This window comes from Sphingomonas sp. URHD0057 (assembly GCF_000620665.1).
In the GTDB taxonomy this organism is placed as follows: Bacteria; Pseudomonadota; Alphaproteobacteria; order Sphingomonadales; family Sphingomonadaceae; genus Sphingomicrobium.
Genome location: NZ_JIAU01000009.1, coordinates 1 through 14,493, shown reverse-complemented (window position 1 = coordinate 14,493; position 14,493 = coordinate 1). Strand labels below are relative to the sequence as shown.

Here is a 14,493-nt window from a genome sequence, read left to right as displayed (position 1 = left end):
ATGGGTGAAGGGTGTCGCTAAATTTTACAAATAAGTGGTGAACGCTTGCGCAAATCGCGCGGAAAGCACAGCAGCGCCGGATCCTCGAGGAGGCGTGAAATGGTCGAAAAGCGAAGGATCGGCGACAGCCCGATCGAGATCGCGCCGCTCGCGCTCGGCGGCAACGTGTTCCGCTGGACCGCGGACGAAACCACGAGCTTCGCGATCCTCGACGCTTTTGTCGACGCGGGCGGGACGATGATCGACACCGCCGATGTCTATTCGGCGTGGGTGCCCGGCAACCAGGGCGGCGAGAGCGAGAGCGTGATCGGCCGCTGGCTTAAGCGTAACCCGGAAAAGCGCGATAAAGTGGTCATCGCCACCAAGGTCGGGTTCATGGCGGGTCTCAAGCCCGAGACGATCGGACCGGCTTGCGACGCCTCGCTGCAGCGGCTCGGGATCGACACGATCGACCTTTATTATCAGCACAAGGACGACGAAAGCGTGCCGCTCGCCGACAGCCTCGGCGTGTTCGATGATCTCGTCAAAGCCGGCAAGATCCGTGAAATCGGCCTGTCGCAATTCACCGCGCCGCGGCTGCGGGAAGCGATGCAGACGGCGGCCGCGAACGGCTTGCACAAGCCGTGCTGCCTGCAGACCTGGTACAATATGGTCGAGCGCGGGAAGCTCGAAGGCGAGCTGCGCGACACCGCGCTCGGATACGGCCTCGGCATTTTCCCTTTCTACAGCCTCGCCAACGGATTCCTGACCGGCAAGTATCGCAACAAGGCCGATCTCGACAAAAGCCCGCGGGGGCTCCGCAACATCGCCTATCTCGAAGGGCGCGGCCAGCATGTGCTCGACGCGCTCGACGCGGTTTCAGGCGAGACCGGCGAACCGCTGGCGACGGTTGCGCTGGCCTGGACCATGGCCCAGCCGGGAATCACCGCCGCGCTGGCGAGCGCGACCAGCCTCGATCAGCTCGCGGAACTGACCGCGGCGATCGATCTCAAGCTATCCGCCGGTCAGATGTCGCGGCTCGACGCCGCGAGCGTGGAGGTCGAACCGGCTATTCCAGGCTAGAAGCGGCCCGACCGCTCTGTGGAGGGGCAAGGGGTCGGACCGCTCCACAGGCATCCGGGGGAGGGATGCGCCACCCCAAACCCAGATCGCACGGCGGGGTTCCCAATGCTGTTTGGCAACGTCAGCCGGCGGGAACCAACTCGATCACGTCGAGCTGCGATTCGAAATGCGGCTGCGGCATCACCAGCCGCCACCGGCTCGGGCCGATGCGTTCGACATAGCCGGCGATATCGCGAGTTTCGTCCTGGCCATATTGCATCGCTCGTTCTTCATCTCCGAGCACCAAGGTGCCGAGCAGGACTTGCCGCATCGCATCGCCAGGGAAGATCAGCCCCACGATGCGCTGCGAGCCGCCGGTCTTGGTGAAGCTCTGGAGGCTTCGTTCGGCCCGAACCACACAGGTGAAGGCCGGGTAGGAGACGTAATCGAGCATGCCGGGGCTCTTCGTGCCAAGCTTGATGACGCGGCAGCGGTAGGTCCCGTCGGGGATCGGCGGCGGCCCGAGCGCCGCATCGGGGTCGAGCAACGCTCCTTCGCGCGCGATGTCCGCCGAATGACCCGACTTGCGGGCGGCGTCGAGCGCGGCGACGAACGTTTTTCGCCAATCGTGGAGCCGCTTCTCGTCGCTCGGTTTCGCAGCTTCGCGCCACGCCACGGTCCAGCGCGGGATCATCGTGGCCGGCTGCTCGATGAGGCTGCAGGCCGGCAACAGGATTGCGGCGAGGAGAACGGAACAGCGCATCTGCGCCAGCCTAGGCAGCCGTCCAGCCGCCGTCCATGCTGAGATTTGCGCCGGTGATCGACGCCGCTTCGTCCCGGCACAGGAAGACCGCCAGCGCGGCCACCTCCTCCGGCGTGACAAAGCGCTTGGTCGGCTGGGCGGCGAGGAGGACGTCGTTCATCACCTGCTCGCGCGTCAGGCCGCGGCTCTTCATCGTGTCGGGGATCTGCTGCTCGACCAGCGGCGTCCAGACATAGCCCGGCGAGATGCAGTTGACGGTGACTCCGTCGCGCGCGGCCTCCAGCGCGACCGTCTTGGTCAGGCCGGCGATACCATGCTTGGCGGCGACATAGGCCGATTTGTTGGGCGAGGCGACGAGGCTGTGCGCGCTCGCCGTGTTGATGATCCGGCCCCAGCCTTTCGCCTTCATTGCCGGGATCGCGAGCCGCGTCGTGTGGAACGCGGCTGACAGGTTGATGGCGATGATCGCGTCCCACTTTTCCGGCGGGAAGTCCTCGACCGGCGCAACGTGCTGGATGCCGGCGTTGTTGACGAGGATATCGGGCCCGCCGAGCTCGTCGGCACAGCGCTTCATCATGCGTTCGATCTCGTCGGGTTTCGACATATCGGCGCCGTCGTGGATGGCGCCGAGCTCCGCGCACTCGCGCTCAATCTCCCCCGGATCGCCGAAGCCGTTGATCATCAGCTTCGCGCCTTCGGCCGCAAGCGCCTTGGCGATGGCCAGTCCAATGCCCGAGGTCGAGCCGGTCACGAGTGCCGCTTTTCCAGTCAGAATCATGGCTGCTGCAATGGCGGCTGGGCGGACAATTGCAACCGTAACGGCAGCGGAGCATTGGGCGGTGAAGCAGGAGGATAGTCATGCGGTTCGGCGACGAGCGCGAAAGCAGCAATTTCGAGGATGTCACCGGTCGAAGCGGCGGCGGGTTCGGCTTGGGCGGCGGTGGCGGCAATGCGCTGGGGTGCCTGCTGCCGATGGTCGCCAGCCGTTTCGGGATCGGCGGCGTGGTCGTGCTGGTCATCGGTTACTTCCTGCTAAGCTCGCTCGGCGGCCTCGGCGGAGGGGGTGGCGGAAGCCTGGTCCCGGGCACGCAGCAGAGCGCGCCGGCAGGCAAGAGCACGCTCGATCCGAACACCGCGCATTTTGTCCGACAGGTGCTTGCCTCGACCGAGGACACGTGGAGCAAGCTGCTCGGCGGCAAATATCAGCCGACGACTCTGGTCGCTTACTCCCAAGGATATCCTTCCGGTTGCGGCCAGGCCCAGTCGGCGATGGGCCCCTTCTATTGTCCGACGGACGGCAAGATTTATCTCGACACCGAATTCTTCAATGAACTGTCGCAGCGCTTCCAGGCGCCCGGCGACTTCGCGCAGGCCTATGTGATCGCGCACGAGGTCGGCCATCACGTCCAGGACCTCGAAGGCACGCTGGAACAGGCGCATAATCTACAGGCGAGGGGGAGCGAGGCGGAAGGCAATGCCGTTCAGGTCAAGGTCGAGCTGCAAGCCGATTGCTACGCCGGGGTATGGGCCGCGAACGCGAAGGATTCGCAAGGCCGGTCGGTGATGGAGCCAGGCGACTTCGAGGAAGGCTTGCGTGCCGCGGAAGCGATCGGCGATGATACGCTGCAGAAGCAGAGCCAGGGTGTGGTCGTGCCCGACAGCTTTACGCACGGCACCTCGGCGCAACGCATGGAAGCGCTCCAGCGCGGCTATAAGAGCGGCAATCCGAGCGTCTGCAAATTCTAGAGGCGGACCAGCATTTTCCCCGTGTTCGCGCCGCTGAACAGGCCGAGGAAAGCATCGGGCGCGGCCTCCAGCCCGTCGTAAACCGTGTCGCGTGAAGTGACCGCGCCGCTCGCGACCAACGGGGCCATGCCGGCGTAGAACTCCCCCATCCGGCCCATATAATCGATGACGAGGAAGCCTCGGATGCGGATCCGCGCGGCGATGATCCGGGTCATGAATCGGAAGCTCGGCGGTTCAGCCGAGTTATAGTCCCCGATCATCCCGCAGATTGCGAACCGAGCGTGGTTGCGGGCGAGGGCCAGCGCCGCGTCGAAATGATCGCCGCCGACATTGTCGAAATAGACGTCGATCCCGTCGGGCACAGCGGCGGCGAGCGACTTGCGGATCGGGCCGGCCTTATAATCGAGCACGTGATCAGCGCCGAGCGACCGGACATAGTTGCACTTGTCCGCGGCTCCGGCCGAGCCGACGACCGTCATCCCCTTGGCCTTGGCGATCTGGACCACCGCCGATCCGACCGCGCCGGCCGCCGCCGACACGAATACCGTTTCTCCCGGTTTGGCAGCAGCAACGTCGAGCAGGCCGAACCATGCCGTGGCGCCGGGAACGCCAAGGACACCGAGGAACTGCTGCGGTTCGACTGCGAAATCGGGCAGTTTGTTCACCGCGCGCGCGGGCACCACGGCCTCATCGCGCCAGCCGGCCATATGCTGGACGAGGTCGCCGGGGGCGAAGCCGTCGGCCCTGCTTTCGAGCACCTCGCCGATCGCGCCGCCATCCATCGGCTCCCCGAGCTGGAACGGCGCGATATAGCTCTTCGCGTCATTCATCCGGCCGCGCATGTAGGGGTCGACCGACAGCCAGCGGTTGCGCACGCGAACCATGCCCTCGCCGAGCTCGGGAAGCGCAACGTCTTTCAGCTCGAAATCGTCGGCGGCGGGAAGGCCATGCGGGCGGCTCTTGAGATGCCAGGCACGGACCATGCGAGATCTCCTTCCGGCATTGGCATAGGCCGCTTGCGGCGCACGAAAAAGGCCCGGCCGGGAAGGGGACGGCCCGGCCGGGCCTGGAATGCCTCCCTTCGAACGGGAGGCTGATCAACTACCGTCTTGTCAGCGGTAGGTGCCCTCGAAGCTGCGATCGAGCGTCCGCGGGCCCATCTCGCCCTGGTCCTCGCGCTCGAACAATGCGCGGCTGCGGCTTTCGTCGCGCCAGCGCTGTTTGGCTTGGTCGGCCGAGCAATCGAGGATCACCCGATCGCCCTCGACGCGGTCGATGTCCGCGCAGCTCAGCGAATGGTGCGCGCCGCCGCTTTCCGGATCGGATTTGGTGAGGATGATCCGGTCGCCGGCGGCGCGGTCGACTGTGCCGACATGCTCATCGTCATTGCCGACGACTTTCATATGTTCGCGGACCTGGACGAGCAGGCCGCGCTTGGCCTGGCGGCGCGTGCGCCAGTCGGAGAAGTCTTGGTCGAAGCGCGACTGGTTCTCGCGGCGATAATCTTCGTAGTCGCTGTCCAGTTCGTCGATCTGGCGGCGCCGCCACGAATGATAGTGCGGATCCATGTGCCCTGAGCCGCCGTGCTCGCGCTGGCTCTCGTTCCGGCCGTAGTCGCCGGTCATGGGCCGATAATCGTGACTGCGGTCGCCGAGCGATTCCGCTGCGGTGTAACCACCGAATATCGGCTGCGACCCACCTTCGAACCCGGGCGCGTGGCTGAGGTCGCCCTGGCGCGAACGGTCGCGAAGCGCGCCGCCGCCACCATGCCCGCGGTAGCCGCCCGAGCTCAGGAAGCCGCGGTCCTCGTCGCGTCCGCGATCCCAGTCGCGGCCGCGGTCATCGTCGCGGCCGAAACGTGAGGGGCCGTAGCCGCGCTCCTCAAAGCGGCGGTCGCGGTCGCGGCGCCGCTCGGCATCGTCGTCGCCGAACCAGGAGGCGATCTCGTCGCCCGCCCGCTCGAAGAAGCCGCGGTCCTGGTCGTTTCTGGACGGCCCGCCGGCGCAGGGGCCGTAATTGTCATCGCGAAAGCGGCCGCGCTCGCCGGTGCGGTCGTTCGACCATCGCCCACGTTCGTTGCGTGTATCGTAGCGGTCATATGCCATCGTTCGTCCTCCAGTACGTGAACCGGCCGGCCAGATGCCGGCTTTGGAAACCGAAGGAAAAACAATCGCGCGCTCGAAGACGTTCCTGCACGGAAGGCCGTCTGCTGCGCCAAAACGGCAAGGCGAACGCCTGGCGAGACGAGCGATTGCAAGGGTGGAAAATCGCGGCTAGGGAGCCGCCTCCCAGGGCCCGAACATGACGTCGGGTCTACCTGAATGGCTGGCGCGGGGCTGTAGCTCAGATGGGAGAGCGCTGCAATCGCACTGCAGAGGTCAGGGGTTCGATTCCCCTCAGCTCCACCAGCCTAAGCTTATGTGAAACCAGGCACTTAGCCTACCCGCCCCAGATTGCCTCGCTGACGAAAATCTCGCCATCGCGGTAGATCTCGCTCGCGAGCGGATCATCCGCAAGCGCGATCGGTCCGTCGAGATCCACCACCTGGCAGAGCTGGCCAAGGACGAAGGCGGGCGCCATCGCGAGCGTCGATCCGCCCATGTTCCCGACCATGATCTGTTTCCCCGCGGATCGCGCAGCGTCCGCCATCTTCAGGCCCTCGGTCAGGCCGCCGCACTTGTCGAGCTTGATGTTGACGACATCGAAATAGGCGGCTCGCTCGTAAAACTCATTGAGATCAACGATGCTTTCATCGGCGGCGACGGGGACGCCCGGGCGCCAGCCCTCCAAAGCGGATTCCTCGCCCCGCCTGACCGGCTGCTCAATGAGCGCGACCGAGAACTCGCTCGCGATTTGGGCAAGGTCGTCCAGATCGCTCGCCGCGAACCCCTGATTGGCATCGACCGCGAGCCATGCGTCCGGCCTCGCCTTCCTGACGACTGCGATCCGTTCTCGATCGATCGCAATGTCGCCTTCGAGCTTCAGTTTGATCGCCTTGGCGAAGGACAGGCGCGGGATCTTTTCAGCCAATGTTTGCGGATCGTCTGCTGGCAGCGTGAAGGTCGATGTCAACGGCCTCGGCTCGGGAACGCCCGCCAGCGTCCAAACGGGCATGCGGGCGAGCTTCGATTCAAGCTCCCACAAAGCGCAATCGAGCGCGTTGCGCGCGCCGCACGGGGGTAATGCCTGCTGCAATTCCAGCCTTGAGAGACCGCCTTCGATATACGGCTGCATCTCTTCGATCGTCGAAACCATGCGATCTTGATCGTCACCGAGATAATAGACGCCCGCGGCCTCTCCGCGGCCGATGTGCCGTCCGTCGCTTATGGCCGCGATCACCGCAGGCATCGCCTCGAAAACGTAACCGGAAATCCGAAAGGGTTCCGTCATTCGCGCCGCCGCTCGCTGTACGCCGAGCGTTCGCCTGTGGGTGATCGATGTCATTCCGTTGGCATAGCAGAGACAGACTATGTTTCAAATATCGAAACATTATTTGGAGCGCTGGACGCCTTCGGTCGAAAAGCGCCAGCTCTTGCCGGCGGCGCCGGCGAGCTGCTGCATGCCGGCGCCTGCGCACACCGTCAGAACGGTGCACGAGTCGGGACTGACGCGCACGTAGCCATGAGCCATTCCGCTGTCGAAATACACGGAATCGCCAGGACCGAGCCGAAGCGGCTCGTAGAGATCCGAATGAAGTTCCATCATGCCGCGCAGGACATAGAGATATTCTTCGCCAGCGTGCCGCACGAGGCCGCCGAGTTCCTCGACGCTGCGCGCCTGAATGTCGATGATGATCGGAATCATCATTTTCCCGAGGAGGTCGGCGGCGGGATAATGATGAATGTGGCGCTCGGATTCGGCGTCGAGTTCCTCACCCGCACGGGTCACGCTCCGGCGCCCGATCGCCGCCGGCGTAGCCGCTTGCTCGCCTTCGGACACGAGGTCCTTGATGTCGACGTTGAGCGCCTGCGCGAGCCGGATGAGCTTGTCATAGGTGAGCGCCATCTTGCCGTTTTCGAGCTTCGACAGCGTCGAATAAGGCATCCCGACGCGGGCCGAGAGCGCGCGCAAGCTGAGACCTTGCGCAAGGCGAGCGCTGCGCAGTGCCCTGCTGGGCGCGGACATCAGCCCCTTGGACGAGGGAGGGTCCGCCGCCGGGGCGGCGCCGAACTCGGAGTTAGGACGGGCTTTCGCCAAATTAGAAACCAGTTGCCATTCTTGAAACAAATGCCATGATGTCACCGTTGGGCGAGGAGGGCCATACCGATGACATACCGCGGCGCCGCGTCGTTAGCGAGTTGTTGCTTGAGTGCGATCAGCGCTCCGGCGTTTGCGCAGACGGCCGAGCCGCCGGTTGCGCCGGCAGCCACATCCGCGGAGAAATCGCCGGCCGCTGCAAACGAAGATGCGGTCCAGCCCGACATCATCATTACCGCGCAGAAGCGCAGCCAACGCCTGCTCGACGTGCCACAATCCGTGTCGGTGATCTCCAGCGAGACGCTGGAGAACCAGCACGCTCAACGATTGTCGGACTATCTGACCCGAATCCCTAGCGCGAACGTCGTCGAAAGCCAGTCTGGTTCGTCCCGGATCGTGCTCCGTGGCATCAATACGGGCGGCGTCGGTGCGACGGTCGCGACGTATATCGACGAAGCGCCATTCGGATCGGCGACCGCCTTGGCCAACGGCGGAGTGCTGGCGCCGGACCTGGATCCGTTCGACCTTGACCGCGTCGAAGTGCTGCGCGGCCCCCAGGGGACGCTGTATGGCGCCAACTCGCTCGGCGGTCTCGTCAAGTTCGTGACCGTCACTCCGAATCCGAGGGAGTTCGCCGCCGCTGGCGAGATCGGCGTCGAAAGCGTGGCGCACGGCGATATCGGCTATGACGGCCGGCTCGCCGCGAACATCCCGTTTGGGACCGACGCCGCCATGCGCGCCACCGGCTTCTATCGCAGCGATCCAGGCTATATCGACGACCCGGCGCATGGGTCCGACGTCAACGACGGCAAGACCTACGGCGGACGGCTGTCAATCATGGCCCGGCCCAGTCCGGCGCTTCGCATTCGCGCATCGGCACTGATGCAGAACATTCGCAGCAACGGCACGAACATCGTCGACCTCGATCCGGTCACGCTCGAGCCGACGCTCGGCAAATACACGCACCAGCGCGTGATCGACGAGCCTAACGACATCGACTATCGGCTATACAACGCGACCATCGACTATGACTTCGGACCCGTCGCGCTGGTCTCCGCCACCAGCTACGGAACGCTGAAGCAGGCCGGAGTGGTGGATGCCAGTGGCGTCTATGGCGCGCTTCTCACCCAGATATTGGGAGTCCCGCTCGGCGCCGGACTCGACCAGGGAATGAGGCAGCGGCGGTTCACCGAGGAAGTCCGGCTCGCCTCGACGGATAGAAGAATGATCGAATGGACGCTTGGCGGCTTCTACACGCATGAGAGCAACCGTCTCGCGCAGAATTTGTTCGGTATCGACGCGCTCAGCGGCGACCGCATCGCGTCGCTCGACGGGCTGCTCATTGCCGCCTTGCCGTCGCGTTATCGTGAGCTCGCCGGATTCGCCAATGCGACCTGGCATATTGCGCCGAGGTTCGATCTGACTGCCGGCGGCCGCTACAGCCACAATCGCCAAAGCTCGGAGCAGAACACGAGCGGTTTCATTGTGGGCCCCCCAATCAGCTTCGGTGGCAAATCGTCCGACAGTGCTTTCACTTATTCGGTTGCGCCGCAATTCAAGCCCAACCGGAACACGACGATCTATGCTCGGGTCGCCAAGGGTTACCGGCCCGGCGGGCCGAATGCCGTGTCGCCGTTAGCCCCTGACGCGGTTCCGCGCGAATTCGGCCCCGACTCGACGACCAATTACGAGGTGGGGGTGAAAACCCAGACCGCCGACCATCTCCTGTCGCTGGAGGTGACCGCCTTCCAGATCGACTGGAAGGACGTCCAATTGCTTGTCCAGATCGCAGGCATCGGCGTGAACGCGAACGGCGACGGCGCGCGCAGCAAGGGCATCGAGTTCACCGCCGGTGCGAACCCCAGTCGTTTCCTGTCCCTTTATGCCAACGGGTCCTATGTCGACGCCTATCTCACGGATGACGCTCCGCTCGCTGGCGGCTTCAAGGGCGATCCGCTGCCCTACAATCCGAAATGGCAGGGCACGATCGGCGCCGAATATCAGCATCCGCTGAGCGGTTCGTTGACTGGCCGGGCCGGGATCAGCTGGCATTATACCGGCGGGCGCTCCTCCGACTTTACGCCGCCACCCGCCCCTCCCGGTCAACGACGGCTCGATTCATTCAGCCAGATCGACGCCCACGCCGGCGTCGATGTCGGCAAATTTCGGGTCAACGCATTTGTGCGCAATCTCACCGGCGCGAAGGGTATTGTGAACCTCGGCTTCTTTGGGGCTACGAACGGCGATGTAGCGGCAGCGGTGATCATGCCGCGCACCGTCGGCCTGTCGCTGGGCGCGCGCTACTGAGTTGATCATGCGCCACCCTTGTGTGTCGCACACGTTCGCACTGCAGAGGCCAGGGGTTCGGTTCCCCTCAGCTCCGCCAGCCCCATCCTCCGATGATTAACGGGCTTTAAGCCTGGCGCGTGCCTAGGCGTCCTTTCAGCCGTTGGATCGGAACCGCTGGCCGCGGGTTTTCCCGCGATGCTTCCAATATGAATGGAATGTAATATTCGGTCATGAACATGGCAGTGCACGACCTGAAGCTTCCGATGGCGAGCTCCGCCGGATTCGAGCGATTCCTGTTCATCGCCGGTGCCCCGCGGTGCGGCACCACGACCCTGTCGCGCTTCCTCAAGGACCACCCGGCGGTGCGCTTCCCGGCGCTCAAGGAACCGCACTTTTTCACCCAGCACGACCTCAGGAGGTTGCCGGACCGGGAGCTGGAACGGCGCGTCGAGCGCGATTATTTGCGGCGCTTCTTCAGCGCCGACGGGCATCGCTCGATCGGCGTCGATGGTTCGGTCTCCTACCTCTATTCGCCCGAGCGGCTCGAGCCTATCCTGCGCCTGTGGCCCGACAGCCGGTTCGTGGTGTCGGTCCGCGATCCGCTCACCATGCTCCCCTCGCTCCATCGCCGGCTGATCTATGTAGGGCAGGAGACAATCCCGGATTTCGCCAATGCATGGGCCGCGGTGGCCGACCGGGCGGAGGGACGCAAAGTGCCCCGCGCATGCCAGGACGCGCGCCTCCTCCGTTATGACGAGGCGGCGCGTTTCGGCACCTATGTCGAGCGACTGTTCAAAGCTGTCGGGCGAGAGCGATGCCTGGTGCTCGTGTTCGACGATTTAGCTGCCAATCCGGCCGAGCAGTATGGCCGACTGATGGACTTCGCCGGGCTCGAGCCCCAGCCCGCGGTCGACTTTTCACCGAGCCGCGAGGGGCAGTCGGTCAAGTTTCGCTGGCTGCAGCGGGTTCTCAAGCAACCGCCGGGACCAATCAAGGAGCGCCTCGGCTCCGAGTTCTTTCGCAAGCACCATTCCCGGGACGGCGCCGGGAACGGCGCGTTCGAAATGCTGATGGCGGTGCGCCGCCGGCTGCTGCGCTGGAACCGCACGTCGGCGCCCATTTATCCGATGCCGATGGCGCTGCAGCGCGAGATCGCCGGTCATTTCACGGGCGAGGTCGAGCGTCTCGGCGCACTGGTCGGGCGCGACCTGTCGCACTGGTTGCAGCCAAGCCGCGACCTCGGTGCGAAACTGGCCAACGGCGGACCGGCGAGCGCGAGAGCGGAGCCCTATCGACGCGCCTACTCGCAGTGAGCTAGGCCGCGCGCGTCCGTTTCGTGGAGCGCCGAGTGACCGAGACCCAAGCCAGGCTGGGACAGTTCGAAGCCTTGAGTTTCGATTGCTACGGTACCCTCATCGACTGGGAGACCGGGCTGCTCGAAGCGCTCGAGCCGCTGCTAGCCCGCGCGTCGGCGCGGCCGACCGCGCAGGTCGCGCTCGAGGCCTATGCCGAGGCCGAGGGCGACGCGGAAGCCGCGCATCCCGCCGAACCTTATCCCGAGATCCTGTCGCGGGCCTGGGTCGCACTCGCGTCCCGCTGGGGTGTTGCCGACGATCCTGAGGAACGCCGGCGCTTCGGCCAATCGGTCCGGGACTGGCCGGCGTTTCCCGACAGCCCCGGCGCGCTGCGGCAGCTCAAGGCGCGCTACCAGCTCGTCATCCTGTCGAACGTCGACCGCGCGAGTTTCGCCGAGAGCAACCGGCGGCTGGGGATCGAGTTCGACCGCATCATCACCGCGCAGGACCTCGGTTCGTACAAGCCCGACCCCCGGAACTTCGAAGCGCTGGTCGAGGCCGTCGAGGCGATGGGCGTGCCGCGCGGCAAGCTGCTGCATGTCGCCCAGAGCCTCTACCACGATCATGTCCCGGCCAAGGCGATGGGCCTGGCCACCGCATGGATCGACCGCCGCGCCGGACAGCAGGGCCGGGGCGCGACCCTGAGGCCGAAAGCCGAGGTCCGTCCCGATTTCACTTTCCCAACGCTGGTCGCGCTGGCGGACTCGGCCGACGCTGAGTCGGCGTAGCTAAAAGTCCAGTCCCCTTCTGAGCCGCTGTCCCGCTTTGGGACAGCGGCTTTTACTAAACCCTTGGCAGACCACCTTAACTTTGGTTAGGGTAAACGGTTCTTTAACGACTCGCGGGGAGCGGGTCAGGGCGGTTGGGGGCATGTGACATGGGCGCGAGTGGTACGACGACGCTTAATGGCGGCAGTGGCAACGATAATTTGGTCGGCGGTTCGGGCGACGACTTCCTAAGCGGAGGAGCCGGCAGCGACACGCTCAACGGCGGCTCGGGCAACGATGTACTGGATGGCGGGTCCGGAATCGACAAACTCCTGGGCGGCTCTGGCGCCGACACACTGATCTATAAGGCGTGGGAGAACCAGTGGCGGGTAGGTGCCACGGCAACCTCGACTTCAACGTCCTTTTCGGTGTCCGGCGGATCGTACCAAAACGCCGGCACGTCCGGTTTTAGCGGCTACGACAATTACGACGGCGGGTCCGGTGCCGTGGGTTCGGCTAGCTCGAAGACCAACAGCGTGGTCGACAAGGACGTCGTTCAGATCTGGCTGAACGCCGATCAGCTCGCAGATCCGGCAATCATGGCCGAGATCGCATATGCCCAAGCCTGGGTTGCCGCTCAGCTGAACTCGAACACTGGCCAGGCGGGCACCGCCACCTATACCTTCAAGACGCTCAACCTGCAGATTACCCAGGTCGAGACCCTCCAGATCAAGAATGAGTTCGGTTACTCGGACATCGTCCGCCCGACCGCGGCGGTGAACATCGTCGACGCATCGTTGAGCGACGGCGACAACAGCTCGGTCGTCACGATCACGTTCAGTGAAGCTGTTACGGGGTTCGACAACTCCGACGTTACGGTCGTCGGGGGCACACTTGGCACGCTGACCAGCAGCGATGGCGGAGTGACCTGGACCGGGATGTTCACCGCGACGGACGGGGTCGAGACCACTGGGTCCGTGAAGGTAACCGGTACGTACACGGATGCAGCTTTTAACGTCGGCGCGACAGGTGCTTCAGACAGCGTCGCAATCGACACCAAGAACCCAACGTCAACCGTGAATATCGTCGATGCGAATTTGTCCGACAGCGACAACAGCTCGGTCGTGACGATCACATTCAGCGAAGCCGTTCAGAACTTCAGCAATGCCGACGTGACCGTTCTGGGCGGGACTCTCTCGGCGCTGAGTTCTAGCGACGGCGGGATCACGTGGACGGGGACGTTCACCGCCACGAACGGGGTTGAGACGACCGGCTCGGTTACGGTCAATGCGGGCGGCTACAATGACGCCGCGGGCAATGCTGGCGGCAGCGGCAGCGATAGCGTTGTCATCGACACCAAGAACCCGACGGCGAGCGTGGCGATTACGGATGCCAATCTGGCGGACGCGGATCCCAGCTCTGAAGTGACGATCACGTTCAGTGAGGCGGTGACGGGGTTCTCGAACGCCGATGTGACAGTAGTTGGCGGGACCTTGGGCGCGCTCAGCTCGAGCGACGGCGGGGTGACCTGGACCGGGACGTTCACGGCGACCGACGGGGTCGAGGTCTCGGGCTCGGTGACGGTCACCGGCGCCTACACCGATCTCGCGCTCAACGTGGGCGTGACGGGTGCGACGGACTCGGTCGCGATCGACACCAAGAACCCGACGGCGAGCGTAGATATTGCGGATACCAATCTGGCGGACGCGGACCCCAGCTCTGAAGTGACGATCACGTTCAGTGAGGCGGTGACGGGATTCTCGAACGCCGATGTGACGGTGGTTGGCGGGACCTTGAGCGGACTCAGCTCGAACGACGGCGGAGTGACCTGGACGGGGACGTTCACGGCCGCCGACGGCTTTGAGGGCAATGGCTCGGTGACGGTCACCGGCAGCTACACCGATCTCGCCCTCAACGTGGGCGCGACGGGCGCGACCGACTCGGTCGCGATCGACACTAAGGAACCTGATGCGCCACTGATCACCGGCTACGCCGACGACAGCGGAGTCACGCCCGACAACCTCACCAACGACAAGAGCCCGAGCCTGACGATCAGCGCCGAGCACGGCGCCACGGTGGAGGTGTTCCGGGGTGGCGTGTCGGTCGGGTTCGCCGTGGAGACTTCCACTCCGGGCGTGTTCGCCTTCACCAGCGGGGACTTGGTCGACGGTAGTTACAATTTCACGGCGAGCGCGACCGATGCTGCCGGCAATGTCAGTGCGGTTTCCGGACCGCTTTCGATCGAGATCGACACGACGATCAGCCCGGCGAGCCTGGCGCTGAGCAACGACAGCGGGGCGAATGGCGCCGACCTTCTGACCAACGACGGGTCGCTGACGTTCAGCGCGCTCGATGCGGATGCGAGCCGGGTGATCACGGTCGATGGCGATGTGGT

At 64.7% G+C, this 14,493-nt stretch carries 12 protein-coding genes and 1 tRNA gene; 7 read left to right on the top strand and 6 right to left on the bottom strand.

The annotated features are described in order from the left end of the window. Positions 1-99: 99 nt before the first annotated feature. Complete coding sequence (locus N539_RS0107925) at positions 100-1,062, top strand: aldo/keto reductase (protein ID WP_028969843.1); 963 nt, start codon at positions 100-102, stop codon at positions 1,060-1,062. A 121-nt stretch (positions 1,063-1,183) separates the two neighbouring features. Here the strand turns inward: N539_RS0107925 and N539_RS0107920 are convergent, their stop codons facing one another. Together N539_RS0107920 and N539_RS0107915 are read right to left on the bottom strand one after the other, a co-directional pair. Next, positions 1,184-1,804, bottom strand: coding sequence for a DUF4893 domain-containing protein (locus N539_RS0107920; protein ID WP_037552641.1), 621 nt, complete (start codon positions 1,802-1,804; stop codon positions 1,184-1,186). A 10-nt stretch (positions 1,805-1,814) separates the two neighbouring features. Then, positions 1,815-2,582 (bottom strand): 3-hydroxybutyrate dehydrogenase, encoded by a 768-nt coding sequence (locus tag N539_RS0107915; protein ID WP_028969841.1) that lies wholly within the window; start codon positions 2,580-2,582, stop codon positions 1,815-1,817. A gap of 80 nt (positions 2,583-2,662) precedes the next feature. Here N539_RS0107915 and ypfJ point away from each other — a divergent pair, with 80 nt between their 5' ends. Then, a complete protein-coding gene (ypfJ, locus tag N539_RS0107910; RefSeq protein ID WP_028969840.1) occupies positions 2,663-3,550 on the top strand; it encodes a KPN_02809 family neutral zinc metallopeptidase in 888 nt (295 codons plus the stop codon). On the opposite strand, the gene N539_RS0107905 is transcribed toward ypfJ, so the two are convergent. Both N539_RS0107905 and N539_RS16045 read right to left on the bottom strand, forming a co-directional pair. Continuing rightward, positions 3,547-4,533 carry an NADP-dependent oxidoreductase gene (locus N539_RS0107905; RefSeq protein WP_028969839.1) on the bottom strand — a complete coding sequence of 329 codons (987 nt, stop codon included), beginning with the start codon at positions 4,531-4,533 and terminating at the stop codon, positions 3,547-3,549. The genes ypfJ and N539_RS0107905 overlap by 4 nt on opposite strands. Before the next feature lie 129 nt (positions 4,534-4,662). Further along, on the bottom strand, positions 4,663-5,655 hold the full coding sequence (locus tag N539_RS16045; RefSeq protein WP_051531627.1) for a DUF2171 domain-containing protein: 993 nt from the start codon (positions 5,653-5,655) through the stop codon (positions 4,663-4,665). A 227-nt stretch (positions 5,656-5,882) separates the two neighbouring features. Between N539_RS16045 and N539_RS0107895 the strand changes: the two genes are divergently transcribed. Further along, positions 5,883-5,958 (top strand) — tRNA-Ala (locus tag N539_RS0107895). 31 nt (positions 5,959-5,989) lie between these two features. On the opposite strand, the gene N539_RS0107890 is transcribed toward N539_RS0107895, so the two are convergent. Both N539_RS0107890 and N539_RS16040 read right to left on the bottom strand, forming a co-directional pair. Then, positions 5,990-6,940, bottom strand: a complete 951-nt coding sequence (locus N539_RS0107890; protein WP_231462964.1) for a dipeptide epimerase — start codon at positions 6,938-6,940, stop codon at positions 5,990-5,992. A gap of 99 nt (positions 6,941-7,039) precedes the next feature. Beyond that, positions 7,040-7,675: a helix-turn-helix domain-containing protein gene (locus N539_RS16040; protein ID WP_081774260.1), complete on the bottom strand. Its 636-nt coding sequence runs from the start codon at positions 7,673-7,675 to the stop codon at positions 7,040-7,042. A 180-nt stretch (positions 7,676-7,855) separates the two neighbouring features. On the opposite strand from N539_RS16040, the gene N539_RS0107880 reads away from it, so the two are divergent. The 4 genes from N539_RS0107880 to N539_RS16035 form a co-directional block, all read left to right on the top strand. After that, the gene (locus N539_RS0107880) at positions 7,856-10,054 is read left to right on the top strand and encodes a TonB-dependent receptor (protein WP_051531625.1); all 2,199 of its coding nucleotides are present in this window, start codon (positions 7,856-7,858) and stop codon (positions 10,052-10,054) included. Positions 10,055-10,266: 212 nt separating this feature from the next. Beyond that, positions 10,267-11,349, top strand: a complete 1,083-nt coding sequence (locus N539_RS0107875; RefSeq protein WP_028969836.1) for a sulfotransferase family protein — start codon at positions 10,267-10,269, stop codon at positions 11,347-11,349. A gap of 35 nt (positions 11,350-11,384) precedes the next feature. Beyond that, a complete protein-coding gene (locus N539_RS0107870) occupies positions 11,385-12,119 on the top strand; it encodes a haloacid dehalogenase type II (protein WP_028969835.1) in 735 nt (244 codons plus the stop codon). A 149-nt stretch (positions 12,120-12,268) separates the two neighbouring features. Continuing rightward, on the top strand, positions 12,269-14,493 hold a 2,225-nt coding region (locus N539_RS16035), incomplete at its 3' end, for an Ig-like domain-containing protein (RefSeq protein WP_197018374.1).

Excerpts from the sequence above, each read along its gene's own strand:
- N539_RS0107890 (WP_231462964.1), bottom strand. The coding sequence starts at position 6,940 with ATGACGGAACCCTTTCGGATTTCCGGTTACGTTTTCGAGGCGATGCCT.
- N539_RS0107915 (WP_028969841.1), bottom strand. The coding sequence starts at position 2,582 with ATGATTCTGACTGGAAAAGCGGCACTCGTGACCGGCTCGACCTCGGGC.
- ypfJ (WP_028969840.1), top strand. The coding sequence starts at position 2,663 with ATGCGGTTCGGCGACGAGCGCGAAAGCAGCAATTTCGAGGATGTCACC.
- N539_RS0107905 (WP_028969839.1), bottom strand. The coding sequence starts at position 4,533 with ATGGTCCGTGCCTGGCATCTCAAGAGCCGCCCGCATGGCCTTCCCGCC.
- N539_RS0107875 (WP_028969836.1), top strand. The coding sequence starts at position 10,267 with ATGAACATGGCAGTGCACGACCTGAAGCTTCCGATGGCGAGCTCCGCC.
- N539_RS0107925 (WP_028969843.1), top strand. The coding sequence starts at position 100 with ATGGTCGAAAAGCGAAGGATCGGCGACAGCCCGATCGAGATCGCGCCG.
- N539_RS16040 (WP_081774260.1), bottom strand. The coding sequence starts at position 7,675 with ATGTCCGCGCCCAGCAGGGCACTGCGCAGCGCTCGCCTTGCGCAAGGT.
- N539_RS0107920 (WP_037552641.1), bottom strand. The coding sequence starts at position 1,804 with ATGCGCTGTTCCGTTCTCCTCGCCGCAATCCTGTTGCCGGCCTGCAGC.
- N539_RS16045 (WP_051531627.1), bottom strand. The coding sequence starts at position 5,655 with ATGGCATATGACCGCTACGATACACGCAACGAACGTGGGCGATGGTCG.